Origin of the sequence: Streptacidiphilus sp. P02-A3a, from assembly GCF_014084105.1 — a bacterium.
Lineage (GTDB): Bacteria > Actinomycetota > Actinomycetes > Streptomycetales > Streptomycetaceae > Streptacidiphilus.
The window spans coordinates 4,247,766-4,268,736 of record NZ_CP048289.1 but is presented as its reverse complement, the minus strand read 5'-3'; the positions used below and the strand labels follow the sequence as shown (position 1 = coordinate 4,268,736).

At 70.9% G+C, this 20,971-nt stretch carries 15 protein-coding genes; 3 read left to right on the top strand and 12 right to left on the bottom strand.

What is annotated here, in order from left to right:
• Positions 1–37 precede the first annotated feature (37 nt).
• The gene (locus GXP74_RS18635) at positions 38–457 is read left to right on the top strand and encodes an arsenate reductase ArsC (RefSeq protein WP_182452576.1); all 420 of its coding nucleotides are present in this window, start codon (positions 38–40) and stop codon (positions 455–457) included.
• A 314-nt stretch (positions 458–771) separates the two neighbouring features.
• Complete coding sequence (locus tag GXP74_RS18630) at positions 772–2,502, top strand: phospholipase D-like domain-containing protein (RefSeq protein ID WP_182452575.1); 1,731 nt, start codon at positions 772–774, stop codon at positions 2,500–2,502.
• A gap of 96 nt (positions 2,503–2,598) precedes the next feature.
• On the opposite strand, the gene GXP74_RS18625 is transcribed toward GXP74_RS18630, so the two are convergent.
• The 5 genes from GXP74_RS18625 to GXP74_RS18605 all read right to left on the bottom strand — a co-directional run bounded on the left by GXP74_RS18625 (position 2,599) and on the right by GXP74_RS18605 (position 11,749).
• Entirely contained in the window at positions 2,599–4,674 is a 2,076-nt protein-coding gene (locus GXP74_RS18625) for an alpha-galactosidase (protein ID WP_182452574.1), read from the bottom strand.
• A gap of 355 nt (positions 4,675–5,029) precedes the next feature.
• Positions 5,030–5,419, bottom strand: coding sequence for a transglycosylase SLT domain-containing protein (locus GXP74_RS18620; RefSeq protein ID WP_182452573.1), 390 nt, complete (start codon positions 5,417–5,419; stop codon positions 5,030–5,032).
• Positions 5,420–5,934: 515 nt separating this feature from the next.
• Positions 5,935–8,442 carry a collagenase gene (locus tag GXP74_RS18615; RefSeq protein ID WP_182452572.1) on the bottom strand — a complete coding sequence of 836 codons (2,508 nt, stop codon included), beginning with the start codon at positions 8,440–8,442 and terminating at the stop codon, positions 5,935–5,937.
• Positions 8,443–8,582: 140 nt separating this feature from the next.
• The gene (locus GXP74_RS18610) at positions 8,583–9,539 is read right to left on the bottom strand and encodes a LysR family transcriptional regulator (RefSeq protein WP_182452571.1); all 957 of its coding nucleotides are present in this window, start codon (positions 9,537–9,539) and stop codon (positions 8,583–8,585) included.
• A 74-nt stretch (positions 9,540–9,613) separates the two neighbouring features.
• Positions 9,614–11,749, bottom strand: a complete 2,136-nt coding sequence (locus tag GXP74_RS18605) for an NEW3 domain-containing protein (RefSeq protein ID WP_370468433.1) — start codon at positions 11,747–11,749, stop codon at positions 9,614–9,616.
• A 251-nt stretch (positions 11,750–12,000) separates the two neighbouring features.
• Here GXP74_RS18605 and GXP74_RS18600 point away from each other — a divergent pair, with 251 nt between their 5' ends.
• Positions 12,001–13,482, top strand: a complete 1,482-nt coding sequence (locus GXP74_RS18600) for an aminopeptidase P family protein (RefSeq protein ID WP_182452569.1) — start codon at positions 12,001–12,003, stop codon at positions 13,480–13,482.
• A gap of 5 nt (positions 13,483–13,487) precedes the next feature.
• On the opposite strand, the gene GXP74_RS18595 is transcribed toward GXP74_RS18600, so the two are convergent.
• The 7 genes from GXP74_RS18595 to GXP74_RS18565 form a co-directional block, all read right to left on the bottom strand.
• Positions 13,488–14,186 carry a GntR family transcriptional regulator gene (locus GXP74_RS18595; RefSeq protein WP_182452568.1) on the bottom strand — a complete coding sequence of 233 codons (699 nt, stop codon included), beginning with the start codon at positions 14,184–14,186 and terminating at the stop codon, positions 13,488–13,490.
• 125 nt (positions 14,187–14,311) lie between these two features.
• Positions 14,312–15,313, bottom strand: a complete 1,002-nt coding sequence (locus GXP74_RS18590) for a proline racemase family protein (RefSeq protein WP_182452567.1) — start codon at positions 15,311–15,313, stop codon at positions 14,312–14,314.
• A 43-nt stretch (positions 15,314–15,356) separates the two neighbouring features.
• A complete protein-coding gene (locus GXP74_RS18585) occupies positions 15,357–16,220 on the bottom strand; it encodes a dihydrodipicolinate synthase family protein (RefSeq protein WP_225448633.1) in 864 nt (287 codons plus the stop codon).
• Positions 16,221–16,374: 154 nt separating this feature from the next.
• The gene (locus GXP74_RS18580) at positions 16,375–17,838 is read right to left on the bottom strand and encodes an NAD(P)/FAD-dependent oxidoreductase (protein ID WP_182452565.1); all 1,464 of its coding nucleotides are present in this window, start codon (positions 17,836–17,838) and stop codon (positions 16,375–16,377) included.
• Positions 17,822–18,133, bottom strand: a complete 312-nt coding sequence (locus GXP74_RS18575) for a (2Fe-2S)-binding protein (RefSeq protein WP_182452564.1) — start codon at positions 18,131–18,133, stop codon at positions 17,822–17,824. The genes GXP74_RS18580 and GXP74_RS18575 overlap by 17 nt, the downstream gene beginning before the upstream one ends.
• A complete protein-coding gene (locus tag GXP74_RS18570) occupies positions 18,130–19,302 on the bottom strand; it encodes an FAD-binding oxidoreductase (RefSeq protein WP_182452563.1) in 1,173 nt (390 codons plus the stop codon). The genes GXP74_RS18575 and GXP74_RS18570 overlap by 4 nt, the downstream gene beginning before the upstream one ends.
• Before the next feature lie 88 nt (positions 19,303–19,390).
• Positions 19,391–20,911: an MFS transporter gene (locus GXP74_RS18565; protein ID WP_182452562.1), complete on the bottom strand. Its 1,521-nt coding sequence runs from the start codon at positions 20,909–20,911 to the stop codon at positions 19,391–19,393.
• Between the last annotated feature and the right edge of the window lie 60 nt (positions 20,912–20,971).

Genomic DNA, 20,971 nt, shown 5'->3' with positions numbered 1-20,971 from the left:
CGCCGTCCCCTCCGCTCCGAGAACGAGGACTCCGTCGATGAACGCGCCCGCCGTACCGTCCGTGCTGTTCGTCTGCGTGCACAACGCGGGCCGCTCGCAGATGGCCGCCGCCTTCCTCGCCCGCCTCGGCGGCGACGGGGTGGAGGTCCGCTCGGCCGGGTCCGCGCCCGCCGACAGCGTGAACCCGGCCGTCGTCCAGGCCATGGCCGAGGTCGGCCTCGACCTCTCGGCGCAGACACCGAAGGTCCTCACCGCCGAGGCGGTGCGGGCCTCCGACGTGGTGATCACCATGGGCTGCGGCGACGCCTGCCCGGTCTTCCCCGGCAAGCGCTACCTGGACTGGCAACTGGCCGACCCCGCCGGTCGGGGTGTCGCGGCGGTCCGCCCGATCCGCGACGAGATCGAACGGCGGATCCGCGGCCTGCTCACCGAACTCGGCGTCACGGTCCTCGGCTGACCGTACCGCCCCCTCGCCGAAGCGCGACCTGGGAACGAAGAGCGCCTCCGTGCCGCGAGCGGGAGCGCGGGAGCGGCCACGGATAGGAGGATGACAGCCTTTCAGAATATCGCCTCTTTCATTGTCATGTACAAACTGATATCGCATCGTTATCGATAAGTCACGGGTTGGTCATCTCATGTGAGTGTCCTGAGTGCTGGGCCGCGACGCGGCAACCAGGCGTCGCAATCCCACCGTGCACCTCCCACCGGATCTTCTCCCCCTCACGTCCGAGGAGAGCAATGCGACCTACCCCCGCCCTCCGGCGCACCCTCATGGCTTTCGCAGCCTGTGGTACCGCCGCCGCCGTCGCTCTGACCGCCGCTCCGGCCCAGGCCGCGAGCCATCCCCAGGCCACCGACCCCTACTCGGCCTTCGCGTTCAACCTCGGCACCACCGAGCCCGAGATCTACGACTTCATCAACTCGGCCACCAGCACGCTCGACATGACCATGTACGAGCTGAACGACACCACCGCCATCAACGACCTGATCGCCCGTGAGCAGGCCGGGGTCAAGGTGCGGGTGATCCTGGACCAGGCGAACAAGAGCACCAACCAGACCGCGTACAACGACCTTTCGGCCGCCGGGGTCGGCGTGGTCTGGTCCTCCACCACGTTCACCTACACCCACCAGAAGACCATCACCGTCAACGGCGACGAATCGCTCATCCTGTCGGGCAACCTCACCTCCGAGTACTACCCGACCAGCCGCGACTACGGTGTCTTCGACAACGACGCCAACGACGTCGCGGCGATCGAGGCGGTCTTCGCCGACGACTACACGCACACCGCGATCACCCCGAGCGACGGCGACAACCTGCTCTGGTCGCCCACCACGGCGCAGTCCCGGCTGCTCTCGATCATCAACGGCGCGACCAAGACCCTCGACGTCGAGGAGGAGGAGTTCAGCGACACCGCCGTCGTCAACGCGATCGTCGCCGACGCCCAGCGCGGCGTGGCCGTGCGGCTGGTGGTCGAGAACGAGTCCTCCGAGTGGCAGTCGGAGATCAACGAGGTCACCGCGGCGGGTGGCAAGGTCACCACCTACACCTCCTCGACCGGCTTCTACATCCACGCCAAGGCGATCGTCGCGGACTACGGTCTGCCCACCGCCGCGGTCGAGGTCGGCTCGATGAACATCACCAGCAACTCGCTGCAGAGCAACCGCGAACTCGGCATCATCCTCAACGACACCGGCGTGGAGAACGTGGTCGAGTCGACCTTCAACGCCGACTTCGGCGGCACGACGGCCAACACGGTCACGGTCAGCAACCCGGGCAGCCAGACCGGCACCGTGGGGACCGCGGCGAGCCTGCAGATCGCGGCCAGTGACTCCGCCTCCGGCCAGACCCTCGGCTACAGCGCCAGCGGACTACCCGCAGGCCTGTCCATCAACACCGGCACCGGCCTGATCTCCGGCACCCCCACCACCACCGGTACCGACACCGCGACCGTCACCGCCACCGACACCACCGGCGCCAGCGGCAGCACCACCTTCAACTGGACCGTCAACTCGGCCACGGGTTCCTGCGCCGCCGCGCAGCTGATCGGCAACCCCAGCTTCTCCACCGGCACCGCCGCACCGTGGAACGCGACCTCCGGTGTGATCGCCGACAACAGCAAGGAACCGCCGTACGTCGGCAAGTACGACGCCTGGCTGGACGGCTACACCCGCGCCACCACCGACACCCTCTCCCAGGCGATCACCATCCCGAGCGGCTGCACCACCTACGCGCTGGACTTCTGGATGCACATCGACACCGCCCAGACCTCCACCACCACCGCCTACGACACGCTGACCGTGCAGGTGGTCAACAGCTCCGGCACGGTACTGGGCACGCTGGCCACCTTCTCCAACCTCAACCACAACACCGGCTACGCCGACCACACGTACAACGTGGCCGCGTACGCGGGCCAGACGGTCACGCTGCTGTTCACCGGCGTCCAGGTCTCCACCCGGGAGACCTCCTTCGTGATCGGCCAGGCGAACCTCAACGTCAGCTGAATGAACCGAAACTGACCTGACGTCAGTTCGCGGGGCCCGGCCGTCGGAGCATCGGCTCCCACGGCCGGGCCACTGCCTCTCAGAACTGAGTTGTCATCAGTTCACGGCCGCCCAGCCCTGGGTGGGGCTGGTGGTCGGTGAACTGGTCACCACTGTCGAACCGGTGGCGGAGCCGGTGGTGTCGAGCACGTACCCGGTGCCCTTGTTGGCGATGGTGATCACGCCGGTGCCGCTGTTCTCGGTCACCGTCCACTCCTGGTAGACGTCACCCGGGGTGTAGGTGTTGGAGACGGTGACCGGTCCCCCGGCCCCACTGGTCTCGGTCAGCGTGCCGTTCTGCTGGGTTCCGGTCCAGCAGTTGTCGTAGATCCTGACCGTGCCGTCCGCGTTGCGGGTGAACTGCCACTGCTCGGAGGTGTGGGTGGTCCACCAGGTGTTGATGTCGGCGCCGCCCCCGGCCGGGGCGCTGCACTCGCCGCTGACCTCCAGCACGTTCCCGGAGGAGCTGCCGTCGGCGATGGTGTGGAAGGAGCCGTCGCCCACGAGCGAGGGGGTGACCGTCTGCGGTGGGTTGCTGATCCGGAACATCGCCACGCCGTCGGGTGCGACGTCGGCGCTGATGCTGCCGGAGACCGTGGCCGTGCCCTTGGTCCACAGGTTCTCGGCGTCGTAGACCGTGCCGTTCAGTCCGAGCGAGCCGAGGCTGGCGCTGATCGTCGTCGTGGTGCTGGGATCCTGGTTGAGCAGCAGCACCGCCGTGTCGCCGTTGGCCAGCGTCCGCCGGAGCACCACCGGGGCGGTCTGACTGCTCGGCGGACTGCCGACCAGGGTGGCCGGTTGGCCCAGCGAGTCCTGGTCGACGGCGATGACGTCCTTGTTCTCGTAGATGGCGAGGCTGTCGGCGTTGATGCCGGTGGACCAGGTGTAGCCGTCCTGTGTCTGCTGGGACTCTGCCGCGGTGCGGAAGTCGGCTCCGGAGATCAGCGGGGAGGCCATCATCGACAGCACGGACATCTCGGTCTGCGACTCGGTGTCGGTGAACGGCGCGTGGCAGGTACAGGTGTCGGTGACACCGTAGTCGCCGTAGACGTCCTGCCAGCCGGTGAACATCATATCCATGTCGTTCCAGCTGCCCGGCCGGATATTGGACGCGTACTGCAAGGACGTGCCCAACTGGGCGTCGTAGAAGACTCCGGTGATGTCACTGTCCCGGTCACCGCCGATCCGGCAGAGGTTGGCGACCTGCCCGCACCAGACCCCGGTCGGGGCGTAGCCGGGCGCGTCGTACGGGGAGGTGCCGGCGGCCTGGACCACCGAGTCCGACAGCGCCGGGTCACTGGCCGACTCCAGGTACGGCACGCCGCTGTGGGCCGGTTGCGCGGAGACGCTCAGTACCAGTTTCGGCTTGCCCTGGGCGGCGGAGGCGGCGTCCAGGGCCCGCTGGAAGGTCTGCACCCGGGCGTAGACGGACTCGGTCAGCTCCCTGCCCTCCCCCTGCATCCCGTAGTTGTGTCCGTCCGGGCCGGTGATCGGGGGGCCGTAGGGACAGTTGTCGAGCTTGACGTAGTCGACGCCCCAGGAGACGAAGTCGTCGGCGTCGGTGGTCTCGTGGCCGAGGCTGCCGGGGTGCCCCTGGCAGGTGACGTAGGTGTCGGTGGTGTAGAGGCCGAATTTCATGCCCTTGCTGTGGGCGTACCAGGCCAGGTACTGGATGCCGTTCACGGTCTGGCCGTTGACGGTCCGGTCCGGGAAGTTGACCGGGTTGGGGATCAGGTCGCCGGAGGTCGGGTCGTTGCCGGCGCCGTCGAGTCCGCTGACCGGGTTGCCGTTGGCGTCGTACAACTGCATGGCGCCGTACTGGTTCTTCACGATGTCACTGGTCTGCCCGCTGCGGTGCAGCAGTGACCAGCCGTCGTCGATGGTCACCGTGTTGTAGCCGGCTGCCACCAGGCCGTTGGCCGACATGAAGTCGATGGTGTCGACCACGTTCTGCTCGGTGACGTTGGTGCCCAGGCTGTTCCAGGAGTTCCAGCCCATCGGCGGGGTCAGCGCCAGTCCGTTGTCCAGCGGCGGCGTCGCGGACGCCGTGGCCGCCGTCGCCGCCTTCGGCGTGGCGGCGACGCCCGGCGGTGCGGCGACTGCCGCCGCGACCGACAGGGCGGCCGAGAGCATGACCGCAGTACCGAGTCTCAGCAGGCGGGACCGGGACGAGCTTGACCAGGATTCCAACATTTAACAACACCCTCCAGCCGGTGGGATGCGAGCCGAAACCCCCCTTCTGGCATGCGAATACTCGACCGCATGCAGGGCTTCAACGAGAAGGGGTGGTGCAGTCGACTACGCTTGATGTTTGTAATTATTGGAATCTGTTGATGTCTGTCAATGCTTTGGACGGGATTGCAATGTACTATGTCACGTTCCATATAGCCTGACTGCCGTGCTGTACGACGACTCCCCCGGCGCCGCGCGGGCGCCGGGGGAGTCGTCGGTGAGCGGGTGGTGAGCCTGGCGGCTCAGTACCAGTGGCTCAGTACCAGTTGTGGGCCTGCCAGAAGCTCCAGGCGGCGTTCGGGCTGCCGTAGCGGGAGTCCATGTAGCCGAGGGCCCACTTGATCTGGGTCGCGGCGTTGGTCTGCCAGTCGGCACCGGCCGAGGCCATCTTGGAGGCGGGCAGCGCCTGCCCCAGGCCGTAGGCCCCGGAGGAGGCGTTGGTCGCGGTGACGTTCCAGCTGCTCTCGTGCGAGATGATCTGGTCGAAGGATGCGAGCTGGCTCGCGGGCACGATCTGCGCGGCGATGGCCTGCGGGGTGTCGGCCGAGGCGACCGAGGGTATGAGGGCCGCGCCGAGGGCGGTGAGGCTGGCGGCGGAGGCGAGCAGAGCGGCGGTGGTGCGCACACGGGTGGGGAAGAGCGACATGCGGGTTTCAACCTCATCTGTTTGCTGTGCCTCACCCCGGGGGCGTCGTGTCGCCGAACAGGGACGGGACGACGGGGTGGGCACGCGGCACCATCGCGAGGGAGTGGCTGCCGGGCGGATGGCCTGCGGCGGATGCGCCGCGGCGTCGTTCGACTCAGCCATTGTTAGCGGGCCCTCCGGGGATCTCCAAGGACCCCGAATACGACCCCGCGTCGTAGCGAACGGCAGCCTTGACGGCCCCCGGAGCCTGCGGATTTCCCGGCTTTCCAGCCCGCAAACCACCGGAACCAGAAATCTCAGATCCCTGCCACTATCGCCTTGACCTGCGGGAATGTGCTCGCATTGGGCCCAGGGGCGGCTCGGCGGCGGCAACGGCCGCCGCAACCGCCGCCGAGCGTTCCAAACCTGCCGGATCGATCTACTATCCCGGGTCGTGGGGGCCCTCGGCCGTGTGAGCACCATCACCGGGGATGCGCACCTTGTGCCCCGGTATGCCGTTGATCGGCACTCGGAACTCAGTACTGCGTGGTCACGGTGACCCCGCTGAACGCGGTCTCGGCATACAGGCTGAGGTACCGGTAGCCCGCGCTCGTGTTGCTGACAGTGATGCTCTGGGCGGTGCCGGTAGCGGTCGACGCGTTCGTGTAGTCGGTGTTGTCGGCCCAGGTGGACGGGTTGTAGTAGAGGTAGGCGGTGCCGCTGCCGCCGCTGGTGGAGACGTGCAGCGTGGTCGTCCCGGCCGGGAGGTAGATCCACAGGTAGTCCAGGTCCCCGGCGGCCTCGGCCTGGTTCGCCCGGGAGCAGTTCCGATCCAGTTGCTGCGGGTTGGCGTCCGCGCACGGGCCGACGCCACTCACGGTGACCGGCTGGGAACTGCTGGCGGTCTGCCCGTTGCTGTCCATCGCGGTGAGGGTGACGGTGTAGCTGCCGGCCGCGGTGTACGAGTGCGACGGATTCCGCGCCGAGGAGGTCGCCCCGTCGCCGAAGTTCCAGGACCAACTGGTGATGCTGCCGTTGCCGGACTCGCTGGAGTCGTCGGCGAATCCGGCCGTCAGCCCGGCGGTCGACGCGCTGAAGGCGGCCGTGGGCGTCCCCGTGGTGCCGTTGGCGATACCGTCGAGCCAGGTGTTGAAGTCGGCGTCGTAGCGGGTGCCGATGGTGTCGGTGTAGTAGTCGTACGCGCCGGTGTAGTCGCCGACCCGCATGTCGTCGAGGATCGCCTGCATGTCGGCGGGGTGTTCACCGAGCATGTAGCGCACGGCCAGGTAGCTCCACGGGAAGACCCGGTCGTCGTCGCTGTTGGCGTACGTCGTCTGCCACAGCGTGCTCAGCGCGTAGGTGTGTTCACCGGCGTCGGCGACGGCGCCGTCCTCCGGGACGCCCCGGTAGCTGGAGGAGATGTATCCCGAGATGCCCTCGATCCACCAGATGTTGGGCTCGACCTCCATCTGCGCGAAGGTGCCCAGGGTGTCGTAGCGCGCGTCGAGGAAGTGCGTGTACTCGTAGTTGAGGTTCCAGATGTCGTTGGTGTAGCCGTCGGCGCCGGGGTCCTGGTAGAGGATGGAGTAGTCCTGGTTCCCGGGCTGGGAAGGCGTGTTGTAGAGGGTGATGCCGCCGTTGTCGGTGGGGACCCCGTAGATCGCCGGGGCGTAGATCTCGTAGTCGAGGTCACTCGCGAACACCACGATGTTGTCGGTGTCGTTGTACTGGTTCGGAATCGGTCCACTGTCCTTGACCACGCTCTGGACGTACCCGTCCTGGTCGGCGAGGTCGGCGCAGGTGCTGCTCAGTTCCGCGGAACTGAGCGACTCGGCCAGGACGGTGGTCTCCGGCCCGCACGAGTGTGTGATCGGCAGCGCCGCCGCGGTGGCCTGGGCCGCCAGGTCGCAGACGCCGTAGTACGAGCAGTCGGCCGAGTCGTAGCCGTTGGCCTGCTGCGCGACCGACATCCACAGGGCGGCGGTGGGTCCGGAGATCGACGAGGCCTGCAGCAGGCCGAGCATCAACGGCCGCACCGTCGCCTGGAGTGCGGGGAACTGGACGTACGAGGCGAGGTCGTCGGCGGCGTCGGCGTCCATGAAGGTGTTGTCGCCGCCGAGCAGGCCGGTGTGGGCGAGCGCGAACGAGTCGAGCGTGTTGATGATGCCCGGGTCCGCCGTCAGCGCGGCGACGAAGGCGGGGAAGAACGTCCCGCGCCACAGCGGGGTGTAGACGTCGTAGACGACGGCGTCCATGCTGTCGTCGGCGTCCCAGGAACCGCTGTACGCGGTGAGTATCCGCTGGTAGACGTTCAGGAAGTCGCCCTGCAGGTCGGCGCTGTCGCTCAGCAGCACGGCGTCTCCCAGGACGTCGCCGTTGCCGGAGGAGACGTCGGCGGTACGCGGGGCGGCGAAGAAGGCGTCGAGGGCGTTCTCCACCTCGGCGGACAGGGTGGCGTCGTAGCCGCCGACATCGGCCGGGTCGCCGTACTGGACGTAGTAACCCGCGCGCAGGTACATGGTGAGCTGCCGGATACCGGTCGTGTCGTCGCCGGGGTAGCTCGACGCCAGGCCCTGGTAGGCCTGCGCGACCGAGGCCATCTGGGATTCGTCGAACAGTGCCCGCGCGTCGCCGCCGGTGACCGTGAACAGCGAGTTGACGCAGTCGGTGGTCGAGTCCTCGACGTAGTCGGCCAGCGCGGAGCCGGTCAGCGCGCCGAAGGCGGACGGGTCGCAGGACTGCGTGGCGGCCCTGCCCGCCCGCGTCGCCCTGGCCGCGTCCGCCGGGGGTTGTGCCCGCGTCGGGCGTATCGGCGGTAACTGGCCGACGGCGAGTCGGCCGTTCTGGACGGCCGCCGTGTCGGCGCCGCCGACGACCGCGCCGGTGGGCGCCGGAACGCCCGCCCCGGGCGCACCGGCGACGGGCTGGACGGTGGCCCGTTCAGCGGTCGTGGCCGAGGCCGGGGCGGTGGAGACGCCCGCCAGCAGGGCGAGGGTCATGCTGCCCGCGGCCAGGAGTCCGGGCAGGACGGATCGATGGCGCATCGCTGCTCCTTCGGGTGGGGTGCGCTTCGCGAGACGTGGGCGAGGCGTGTGACGCACCGTCTCACCGCACGACCGGCCGGGACAATGCGCGGGGGCACAGCGACTGCCGTGTCCCCGCCACAACATCGGCGACGCCGCTGCTAGCGGAGTGTCCCGTGGCAGGTTCGGGCCGCCCAGGCCTGGAAGTGCGGCGCCCGCGCGATCAGCTCCCGGTAGGAGGCGCGGGCCGCGCCGAAGAGCATCGCCGCGACCTCGTCGCCGACGCTGCGCTTGTGCCAGGCCAGCAGGTAGCGGCACCACAGCGGGGTGCCCGCCAGCGGTCTGATGATCACGCCGGGGATCGGCCGGGTCGTCGCCTGCACCAGCGACACTCCGAGCCCGTCGGCGATCATGTTCTGGAGCTGGAGCCGGTCGCCGAGGAACTCGTGCACCGTCGCCGGGGTGAACCCGGCCGCCGCGCAGGCCGCGTAGAGGACGCCCGGCCAACCGGCGCCGTCGTCCGGGGTGATGAACCAGGAGTCCCCGGCCAGGTCCGCCAGTGCCACCTCGGTCCGGTGCCGGAGCCGGTGGCCCGCGGGCAACGCCAGGAACGACGGCTCGGTGACGATGCCGCGATGCCCGACGGCGTCGGCGTGGACCAGCTCAAGGCCCGGGTAGTCCACGCCGATCGCGGCGTCGAGCTCGCCGGCCTCCAGCAGTTCGACGATCTGGGAGGACCGGTACACGCTGCTCACGGTCAGCAGCAGGTCCGGCGACCCGGTGCGCACTCGGGCGGCCATCCCGGACAGGATGGGCGAGTTGGTCGCCGCCAGCCGCAGCACCGGGCGCGGCGCGGCGCCCTCGACCGGTCGGCGGCCGATCGCCTGGGCCCGGTCCAGCACGTCCCGGGCCCGGGCCAGGACCTCGGCGCCGTACCGGGTCGGCCGCACGCCCGCGGTGTTGCGCTCGAACAGCGGCTCGCCGAAGTGGAGCTCGATCCGGTGCAGTTGCGTGCTCACCGCCTGCTGCGAGGTCCCCAGCTCGGCTGCGGCCCGGCCCACGCTCCCCGCGTCCGCGATCGCGCACAGCGTCCGTAGGTGCCGAAGCTCCAGGTCCATCCGCGCTCCCTCGCGTCCGGCGGCAGCCCGAGCGGTGGGCGGGGGGAGCCGCGCGGCTCCCCCCGCCCGGCCGGTCAGCTCTGGCTGAAGTCGCTGAAGTCGGCTTCGCCGATGGTGCCCGCGCTGTGGGAGCTGGTGAAGACCCCGACGTCCTGGGTGGCGGTCGCGCCGGGTGCGGTCGCGGTGCCGACCAGGGTCCAGTTGCTGTCGTCGGTGGAGTAGTAGCCGGTGTAGGTGTCGCCGGAGCGGACCAGCTTGAGCCAGGTGGGATAGCTCGCGGTGCCGCTGCCGCTGTCGGCGGGCGCGCTGTTGCTGTCCAGCTGCCCACTGCCGGTGCTGTCCCACTGCACCACGTAGCCCTCGCCGGGCGCCTCGGCCAGGATCACGTAGCCGGGCGACACACCGGGCTGGGTGATGTCGTCCCGGACCATGATCCCCGCCTTGGCCCAGACGCTGGTGTCGGCCTGGGCGGTGAGCTTGACGACGGTGGTCGAGCCGTCGTGCTCGGCGCCCTGCTGGTAGACGGTGCTGTACTGGTCGGTGCTGCCGTACAGGTCCGCGCCCGCGCCCTGGATGGCGAGGTTCCCGCCCTGCTGCCCGAAGGTGGCGGTGTTGTCGGTGAAGGTCTTCCAGGGCGCCCGCACCGGCGCCGGGACACTGACCGCGGCGGGGGTGGTGACCTTCTCGGTGCCGCCGCTCCAGGTCGCGTCCGCGGTGGCATCCAGGGTGTAGTCGGCGATCGGCGCGGGCAGCGTGGCCGGGGGCGTGACCTTGAAGGCCGCGATGGCCTCGTGGCCGGTGGCGACGCGTCCGAAACGGGTCCGGGTCAGCGGTTTGACGCTCCAGCCACGGGGCGCGTCCAGCCCCAGGCGGACGTTGCCGACCGCGCTGCCGTTGTCGGTGTAGGTGGTCGTCACCGTGCTCGGCTGCCCGGCGGTCGCCTGCTGCGGCGCGGCCTCGGCCAGAGTGCCGCTCGGCGCGTACCGGTCGGCCCGCGACGCCGCCGCGACCCGGTACAGGACGGTGCCGTGGGCCGGGACGAAGGCGCTGATCGTGCCACGGCTCTCGGTGGTGGTGTGCGCCCACAGGTCGCGCTCGGTGTAGTCCTCGGCGCGGGGAAGCCCGGCGGCGGCAGCGGTGGTGGAGATGGTCGCGGGGGTGTCGTTCTCGTTGAACAGCGCCACCGCCACGCTGCCGTCGGACAGCGGCTTGGCCAGCACGTCCAGGCCGCCCGCCGACGACGTCTCCACGCCCTGCTTGCCCAGGCTGTCCTGGTCGACCGCGATGACCTCCTTGTTGCCGTAGATCGCCAGCGTCGCCGGGGAGGCGGTGGTCAGGTCGGTGCCGGAGATCAGCGGCGCGGCCATCTCGGCCCACAGCGAGAACTCGGACCGGTCCTCGGTCGGCGTCATCCCGTTGCCGACCTCCAGCATGTCGGGGTCGTTCCAGGCCCCGGGACCGGCTCCGGCCGCGAGCGCGACGTTGGTGTGGAAGTTGGACAGCATCGAGGCGTAGGAGGCGTTGATGTCCCCGGTGGTCCGCCACAGGTCACCGACCGAGCCGCCCCAGCTCGCCACGTTCTCGTCGCCCCAGTCGCACAGGCTGAAGACGATCGGCCGACCGGTCCTGGCGAGGGCGTCGCGCATGGCGGTGTACCGGGTCAGCGCCGGGATGCCCTCGTTGTAGCAGTTGTCGTACTTGAGGTAGTCGACACCCCAGGAAGCGAAGCTGTCGGCGTCCTGCTGCTCGTGGCCGAGACTGCCGGGGTAGCCCTGGCAGGTGTTGCTGCCCGCCGACTCGTAGATGCCCAGCTTGAGGCCGAGCTTGTGCACGTAGTCGGCGACGCCCTTGATCCCGTCGGGGAACTTGACCGGGTCGGGCACCAGGTTCCCGGCGGCGTCACGGTTCGGGCTCATCCAGCAGTCGTCGATGTTGACGTACTCGTAGCCGTCGGCCTTCAGACCGCTGCTGACGATCTTGTCGGCGGTCTGCTCGACCAGCTTCGCGCTGACGTCGCAGCCGAAGGCGTTCCAGTCGTTCCAGCCCATGGGCGGGGTGAGCGCCAGGCCGTTGTCCAGCGCCTGGGCGGGCGCGGCGGTGCCGAGGGTCACGCCGAGGGCGGGGACGGCGAGGGAGAGGACCAGCACGATGCGCGGCAGAAACGTTCGTCCTTGGCCGCGGCGAGCGGCGGCGCGGGTGGTGTGTTTCACGGTTGCTCCGGTGTCGTGGGTGGCAGGAGACATCGCGTTCACATCTGTTTGACCTTGCGAGTCATGCGCTCACAGTCAAGCAAATCCAAACAGACTGTAGCCATGTGACATTTCACGTACAAGGGGTGTCGCGTTCTTCGTTTTTGCGCGAGGGGACCCTTGCCCATCCTTCGACACGTGACATATGTTATTGCACTGATGATGGGTCAGCACCGTCATGCCAACCCTCTCTGCACCGGAGGCATCCCTCGATGGCAGCGCTCCCCCAGTCGAACCCGCAGCTCACGACCGGTGCCGCGGGCGCCGCAGCACCGGTGGCGGCCAGCCATGACCTGCCCGTCCCGGCGGCCCTGTCCGAGTTCATGACCGGTTCCTGGGCCCCGACCCCGCTGCCGGGCCTGCGGTCCCAGCCGGTCGCGCCCTGGGCCGCCCGGCGCCGCCGCGCCCTGTCCGCCCGCTACCCCGGTGAGCGGCTGGTGATCCCGACCGGCGGTCTGAAGGTGCGCTCGCACGATGTCGACTTCCGCTTCCGCCCGCACTCGGCGTACGTGCACCTGACCGGCGGCGAGCAGACCCCTGAGGCGGTGCTGGTGCTGGAACCCGCCCCGGGCGGCCATCGGGAGACGCTGTTCCTCCGGCCCCGTTCCCCGCGCGACACCGGGGAGTTCTTCCAGGACCGCCGCCACGGTGAGTTCTGGTCCGGGCGCCGCCCCACCCTGGAGGAGTCCGCGACCCGGTACCGCCTCGACTGCGCCCACCTGGACCGGCTCGCCTCCGCGCTCACCGGCGACACCCCCACCCGAGTACTGCGCGGCGTGGACGCGTCGGTCGACGCGCTGGTCCGCCCGCACCCGGTCGCCTTCGCCGACGCCGCCTTCGAGACCACCCTGTCGGAACTGCGCCTGGTCAAGGACGCGTGGGAGGTGGCCCAGTTGCAGCTGGCGGTGGACCACACCACCGCCGGTTTCGCGGATGTCGTCCGCGCGCTGCCCGCCGCGCTGGCACACCCCCGGGGCGAACGCTGGATCGAGGGCGTCTTCGGTCTGCGGGCGCGCGCCGAGGGCAACGGCCTGGGCTACGAGACCATCGCGGCCTCCGGCTCCCACGCCTGCACCCTGCACTGGATTCGCAACGACGGCCGACTGGACCCGGCGGACCTGCTGCTGCTCGACGCCGGGGTGGAGACCGACAGCCTCTACACCGCCGACATCACCCGCACGCTCCCACTGTCAGGGCGGTTCAGCCCCGCCCAACGGGATGTCTACGACCTGGCGCTGGCCGCCCAGCAAGCCGGGATCGACGCGCTGCGCCCGGGAGCCCGCTTCCGTGACTTCCACTGGGCGGCGATGCGGGTGATCGCCGAGGGACTCGCCGCGTGGGGTGTGCTGCCCTGCTCCGCCGAGCAGGCGCTGCGGCCCGAGGACGGCCGCTACCGCCGCTACACCCTCTGCGGCAGCGGTCACATGCTGGGCCTCGACGTCCACGACTGCGGCCGGGCCCGTTCCGAGGAGTACGTCGAGGGCGTGCTGGAGGTCGGCCAGGTGCTGACCGTGGAGCCCGGGATCTACCTCCAGCCCGATGACCTGACGCTGCCCCGGGCGCTGCGCGGCATCGGCGTCAGGATCGAGGACGACCTGGTCGTCACCGAGGACGGGGCCCGGCTGCTGTCCTCGGCGCTGCCCCGGTTGCCCGACGAGGTGGAGGCGTGGATGGGCGGCCTGCTGCCGGGCTGACCGGATCACTCCAACTCGGGGTCCGGGGGCGGCGCCGAGGCCCAGAGCGACCGCACATGCCCCAGGTGGAGGCGCATCGCCTGCTCGACACCGCCCAGGTCCTTCGCGATCATGAGGTCGAGCAACTGCTCGTGCTCCTCCGCCGAGGCGACCAGCCGACCGGCCTCGGCGAGCTCGCTCAGGCCGTAGAGCCGCGAGCGCTTGCGCAGGTCGCCGACCGTGTCGACCAGGTGCCGGTTGCCCGCGAAGGCGAGCAGGGCCAGGTGGAAGCGGCGGTCCGCCTCGACGTAGGCGATCAGGTCTCCGGCCCGGGCCGCGGTGACGATCTCCCTGGCGATCGGGCGCAGCGGCTCCAGCTGCGCGGTGGAGGCGATCCCGGCGGCGCTCACCGTCGCCGGGACCTCGATCATGGCCCGGATCTCGGTGAAGTCGTCCAGGTCCTGGTCGGTGAGGCCGATGATCCGGAATCCGCGGTTGCGCACCACCTCGACCAGGCCCTCCTTGGTCAGGTCGAGCATCGCCTCCCGGACCGGGGTCGCGGAGACGCCGAACTCGGCGGCGAGCACCGGGGCGGAGTAGACGATCCCGGGGCGCAGTTGTCCTGCCACCAGGGCCGCCCGCAGGGCGTGGGTGACCTGTTCGCGCAGACTGCTGCGCTCCTGCACGGACGGCAGGTTGAGGCTGGTCAGGGGTTCGATGCTCATGATTCCTCCTCATGGTGCAACATCATCCTGCACCATCACGCGCTACCTGGGCGATCCTGTGCCCAAATGTCCGTAAGTGCTTGGTAGCCGCGGCCTGCGTCGACTGTGCCCTGGACCGGTGGCGATCAGAGCAGGAACCCCCCGGGAAAGGGGTCGCTGGGGTCGAGCAGGTACTGGGCGGTGCCGGTGATCCAGGCGCGGCCGGTGACGCTCGGCAGCACCGCCGGGTACGGCCCCACGGTGGTGCCGCCGAGCAGTCGCCCGGTGAAGGAGGTGCCGATGAAGGATTCGTTGCGGAACTCCTGGAGCATCGGAAGCTCGCCCCGGGCGTGCAGTTGGGCCATCCGGGCGGAGGTCCCGGTGCCGCACGGGGAACGGTCGAACCACCCCGGGTGGATCGCCATCGCGTGCCGGGAGTGCCGTGCGTCGGACCCGGGTGCGGCGAAGTAGACATGGTGTACGCCCCGGAACCGGGCGTCCTCGGGGTGCACCGGCTCGTCCGTGTCGTTGATCGCCGCCATGAGCGCGAGACCGGCGTCCAGGATCCTGCCCTTGGCCTCGCGTTCGAACGGGAGGCCGAAGTCGTCGAGTTCGACGATGGCGTAGAAGTTGCCGCCGTAGGCCAGGTCGTAGCGGACCTTGCCCAGGCCCGGAACCTCGACCGAGGCGTCGAGGCGTGCGCAGTAGGCCGGTACGTTCTGCAATGTCACGCTGCGGGCGGCACCGTCCTCGACCTCGACGTCCACCACCACCAGTCCGGCCGGGGTGTCCAGCCGGACCGTGGTGACCGGCTCGACGACCTCGACCATCCCGGTCTCCACCAGCACCGTGGCCACGCCGATGGTGCCGTGGCCGCACATCGGCAGGCAGCCGGACACCTCGATGAACAGCACTCCCCAGTCGGCGTCCGGGCGCGTCGGCGGCTGCAGGATCGCCCCGCTCATGGAGGCGTGTCCGCGCGGCTCGAACATCAGCAGGGTGCGGATCCGGTCCAGGTGTTCCATGAAGAAGCCGCGGCGGTCGGCCATGGTCCGGCCGGGAATGACGCCGATCCCGCCGGTGACGACCCGGGTCGGCATGCCCTCGGTGTGGGAGTCGACGGCATGGTAGACGGCGGTGCTGCGCATGGTGGTGCCCCCTTCTCGGTCTGTCTCGGTGTGTGTCGCCGGATCAGCTCAGGCCGTCCGCCAGGGCCTTCTGGGTCGCCCTGGTGACGGCGGCGTGCTGCGCGGCGGTGAGCGGGGAGCGCGGCGCGCGGCAGCCGCCCCCGGTGAGCCCGGCGAGATCCATCGACAGCTTGATGGCCTGGACGAACTCGGTTCGGGAGTCCCAGCGCAGCAGCGGGTGCAGGGCCCGGTAGAGCGGCAGCGCGGTGTCCAGGTCCAGGGCCGCGGCGGCGCGGTAGAGGGCGACGCAGGCCCGGGGCAGGGCGTTGGGGTAGCCGGCGATCCAGCCCACGGCCCCGGCCAGCGCCAGTTCCAGCAGCACGTCGTCGGCGCCGATCAACACGTCGAGCTGCGGGGCGAGTTCGGCGATCTCGTAGGCGCGGCGGACGTCCCCGCTGAACTCCTTGACCGCGACGATGCTCCCGTCGGCGTGCAACTGCCCGAGCAGCGCGGGGGTGAGGTCGACCCGGGTGTCGTGGGGGTTGTTGTACGCGACGACCGGGAGTCCGGCGCGGGCTACCTCGGCGTAGTGGGCCCGGACCGCGTCCGTGTCGGCGCGGTAGGCGTTGGGCGGCAGCAGCAGCACCGACCCGGCGCCCGCCCCGGCCGCCTGCTCGGCCCAGCGGCGGGACTCGGCGCTGCCGTAGGCGGCGACGCCCGCCATCACCCGCGAGCCGGATCCCGCCGCTTCGATCGCGATGCGGACGACGGTGGCGCGCTCGTTGTCGGTGAGGGTCTGGTACTCGCCGAGGGAGCCGTTCGGCACGACACCGTCGCAGCCGTTGGCCACCAGGTGGCGGACGTGCGCGGCGTAGGCGTCGTAGTCGACGGAGCGGTCCTCCCGGAACGGCAGCGCGGTGGCGACCATGACTCCGTGCCAGGGCTGGGCGCGGTCGTCCGTGGGAAGATCCGGCTCGGTGTGGGGCACACGGGTGCGGGACAGAGGGGTGTGTGACAGAGGGGTGTGTGACATAGCAACGCTCCTTGTGCAGTGTGACATGTCATCGATACCTGGAATGAGTTCACTGCTCGTCAGTGGCATCGTCGGCGGCAAGGACGCCCATGGGGACCGGGCAGGACAGCGGACGGGTACCGGCAGGATCGTTTCCTCCCGCCAGCCGGGCGACGGCGGAGCCGCACATCCGCCCCTGGCACCAGCCCATCCCGGCTCTGGTGAGCAGCTTGACGGTGCGCTGGTCCCCCGCGCCCAGTTCCTCCACCGCCTCTTTGACCGCCCCGGCGGTGACCTCCTCGCAGCGGCAGATCTCGGTGTCGGGGCTGAGCCAGTCCGCCCAGCCCACCCCGGGCCGGTGCCGCTCCGCCATCAGGTCCGCGAACTCCCGCAGCCGCTCCCGGCGGCGGCCCAGCGCCCTGAGCCGTCCGTCGGCGCCGACGGGTACCGGTCGGCGCAGCGCCGCCGCGATCGAGTGGGCCGCCAACTCCCCCTCGATCAGTGCGAGTTCGGCTCCCCCGAGACCGGTACTCTCGCCCGCCGCCCACAGCCCCTCGACGCTGGTGCGCTGCTCCGCGTCGACGATCAGCGCCGGGCTGCCGTCCGGCAGGGCCCGGACCGCGCAGCCGAGCTCCAACGCGAGTTCCAGCTGCGGCAGCAGGCCGTGGCCGACGGCCAGGGCGTCGCAGGCGACCCGCCGCCCGGTCCCCGGGACCGGCCGCCAGTCGCGGTCGACCCGGGCCACCGTCACCGCCTCGACCCGGTCCGTGCCGTGCGCGGCGATCACCGCGCTGCGGGTGCGCACGGCCACCCGGTGCCGCAGCAGCCGCGCCGCCTGCGCCGCGCCCTCGACCAGCTTGCCCGGGTTCCGGCCGAGGGTCCCCGGTCGGCGCGCGTACCCGGCGTAGTCGGCGGCCTCGACCAGCACCGGCACCCTCGCCCCGGCCTCCGCCAGGGAGCCCGCCACCGCCAGCAGCAACGGTCCGCTACCGGCCACCACCACCCACCGTCCGGGCAGCACCAGGCCCGCTTTGAGCATGGCCTGGGCTCCCCCGGCGCCGACGACGCCGGGGAGCGTCCAGCCGGGGAAGGGCAGTTGGCGCTCGTGCGCGCCGGTGGCGCAGAGCACCGCACGGGCGCGGACGGTGGCCGCCTGACCGCCGCCGGGGCCACCGGTGCCATCCGCGCCGCCGAGGGCGTGCGACTCCCAGGCGCCGACCCCGCCGGAGACGGACCAGACGTGGTGTCCGGCGAACTGCCGTACCCGCCCGGCCGCGCGGTGGGCCTCAAGCCGGGCGGTGTGGGCGGCGAACACCCGCCAGCCGTGGTGCAGTGCCTGCGGTCGGGCGGCGCGCAGGCCGGTCGCGGGTTGACGGTAGAACTGCCCGCCGGGGAGCGCGGCGGCGTCCAGCAGGGCGCAGCTCAGTCCCAGGTCGGCCGCCGTGTTCACGGCGGCGAGACCGGCCGGACCGGCGCCGATGACGACGAGGTCGACGACCACGCCGGTGGCGGCGGGCTCACTGGATCTGGGCATACCCGGTTCCCTCCTGGGTGGCCACGGTGCCGCCGGGGACGGCCCGGGCCAGGCAGGCGCGGACGTTGGGCTGTCCGTCGGAGACCACCAGGCAGTCGAAGCAGACGCCGATCCCGCAGAAGGCCCCGCGCGGGCGGCCGGTGTGCCGGGTGCGTCGCCAGCTGAGTCGCCCGGACGCCCACAGGGCGGCGGCGATGCTCTGCCCGGGCAGGGCCGGGACGGGTTCGCCGTCGAAGCTGAACTCGAAGGCCGGTCCTGGGTGGGCGCGGACCAGGGCGAGCGGATCACGGCTCACGTCGTCTCCTGCGGGCGGGGCGGGAATCGGTCGGGGCGGAAGGCGGACAGGTCCAGCTCGGTCGGCCTTCCGGACAGCAGCTGCGCGAGGAGCAGGCCGGTGGCGGGGGCCAGGCCGATGCCCGCGCCCTCGTGGCCGCAGGCGTGGAAGAGCCCCGGGGCCCTGGGGTCGGCGCCGATCACCGGAAGGTGGTCGGGCAGGTACGGCCGGAACCCCCGGTAGGCGCGGAGCACCTGGACCCCGGCGAGCACGGGGAAGAGCGCGACCGCCTGGGCCGCGAGTCGGCGCAGCACCCGCGGGGCGGGGCCGCGGTCGAAGCCGACCCGCTCGCGGCTGGCGCCCACCAGTACCGGGCCCGCCCGGGTGCCCTCGACCACGGCGGAGCTCCGCAGGTCGGCGGAGCCGCTGCCGACATCGGCGACGTAGTCGGCGGCGTACACCTTGTGCCGGACCAGCGGCGGCAGCGGCTCGGTCACCAGGACGAAGCCGCGTCTGGGCAGCAACGGCATTTCCACTCCGGCGAGTTCGGCGATCCGGCCGCCCCAGGTTCCGGCCGCGTTGACCACCGCGCGGCAGCCGAGCACTCCGTGCCGGTCGGTGCGCAGCCCGCGTACCGAACCGTCCGGGCCGAGCAGCATCCCGGTGGCCTCGGTACCGAGCAGCAGTTCGGTACCGGCGCGGCGGGCGGCACGGAGCAACTGCGCCGCGGCGAGCGCGGGTTGCACCTGCGCGTCCTGGGCGTAGCGGACGCCGCCGGGGAGTCCGTCGGCGAGGTGCGGCTCGATCTCGCGCAGGCGTTCCGCCGGTATCTCCTCGACGGCCACTCCGTGCTCGGCCTGCCGCGCCGCGAGGGTACGCAGCACCGGCAGCCGCTGCGGCGAGGTGGCCACGACGAGGCCGCCCTTGGGTTCGTACTCCAGCGTGCCGGGGAGCTCGGCTGCCAGGTCGCGCCACAACCGCATGGAGAGCAGGGCGAGTTCGAGTTCCGGACCGGGTTCCTTGTCCGAGACGAGCAGGTTGCCCTCGCCCGCGCCGGTGGTGCCGCCAGCCACGTGCCCCCGGTCGACCAGGGCGACGGAGAGTCCCGCGGCGCGGGTGTAGTAGGCGCAGGCGGCGCCGACCATCCCGGCGCCGACGATGACGACATCCCAGGTCCGATTCCCAGTCACGCCAGTACTATGTCACACAGCATCAAGCTTGCCCAGATCGTGCGCCGCCCGGCCCGCCGCTGCCGCCGGGCCTGCCCCCCGGCCGGTCTCAGACGGTGAGGTGCTCGGTGTCGGTCTCGGTGTCGTCGGCGGGGGCCTCGGGGGCGATGCCGTGCTGCTCCTCCTCGGGTCGGCCCTTCTTGGGGAGCAGGAAGGTGATCGCGAGGAACGCCGCCAGCAGGCATGCCTGGACGATCAGCGCGTAATGGAAACCGGTGGTGAAGTCGCCGGTCCTGGCCTGGGCGAAGAACACCGAGCCGAAGACCGCGACGCCGATGGAGCCGCCGACCGCCTGGACCGCCGACAGCATGCCGGAGGCGGATCCGATCTCGTCGTCGTCGACCGCGGCGAGGATGAAGCTGAACAGGGCGGCGATCACCATGCCCGCGCCGACACCCGCCACCGCGACGCCGAGAGCGATGTCCCAGATCGAGAACGAGGCGGCGTCGAGGCCGTCGAGTTCGAACCACAGCACGGCCGCGCCGGCCAGTTGCACCAGCGGTCCGATGTGCAGCACCTTGCGGCCGATCCGGTCCGCGAGGAACGCGCCACTGACGGCGCCGCCGATCGCGGTTCCCACGGCGAGCGGCAGGTTGCCGAGCCCCGCGCCGCCGGCGGTGAAGTGCCGGCCGATCTGGAGGTAGAGGGTCAGCACGAGCTGGGTGCCGATCAGTCCGCCGAAGAACAGGGCGATGCCGCCGAGCCCGACGGTGAAGGCGGGCTTGCGCAGCAGGCCCGGGGTCACCAGCGGCGCGCGGCCCGCGGCCGCCGTTCGGCGCTGCTGCACGGCGAACAGGGCGAATCCGATCGCCGAGGCGGCCATGCACAGCCAGGTCCACAGTGGCCAGCCGTCCTGCTGGCCCTGGTTCAGCGGCAGTACGAGCAGGGTGCAGGACGCCACCACCAGGGCCGCCCCGGTCACGTCGACCCGCACCGTGCGGTCGCCCGCCTTCCTGGGCACGAACCTCACGGCGACGATCAGTGCCGCGATGCCGATGGGCAGGTTGACCAGGAACACCGACCTCCAGCCCAGTCCGAAGAAGTCGCCCTGGATGAGGAAGCCGCCGAGCACGGGGCCGACGATGCCGCCCAGCCCCAGGACCGGGCCGAAGATCGCGAAGACCTTGGTGAGTTCGGAGCCGGAGAAGTTCTCCCGCAGCAGGCCCAGCCCCTGGGGCAGGAGCATCGCCCCGGCGGCGCCCTGCAACAGGCGGAAGGCGATCAGCGACTCGATGTTCGGTGCGACGGCGCACAGCAGCGAGCCCGCGGTGAAGGAGGCCATGCCGATCAGGAACATCCGGCGCCGACCGTGGCGGTCGCCGAGTCGGCCGCCGAGAACCAGACCGGCGCCCAGGGTGAGGGCGTAGCCGCCGATCACCCACTGCAGGCCGACGGAACCGGCTCCGAGGGAACGCTCCAGGTCCGGTCCGGCGACGTTGACGATCGAGGCGTCGAGGAGGTCCATGATCTCCGCGACGAGCATCGCCACCAGGATCATCCATCGCCACCGGTAGGGCACGGTCGTCCGGTCGGGGGTGGGGGAGGGATTGCTCACGCCAGGTATCTCCATGGTGAAGTAGCTTTATGGTGAAGGTAAAGCGATGGCGGTAGGTTGTCAAAAGCACGTCGC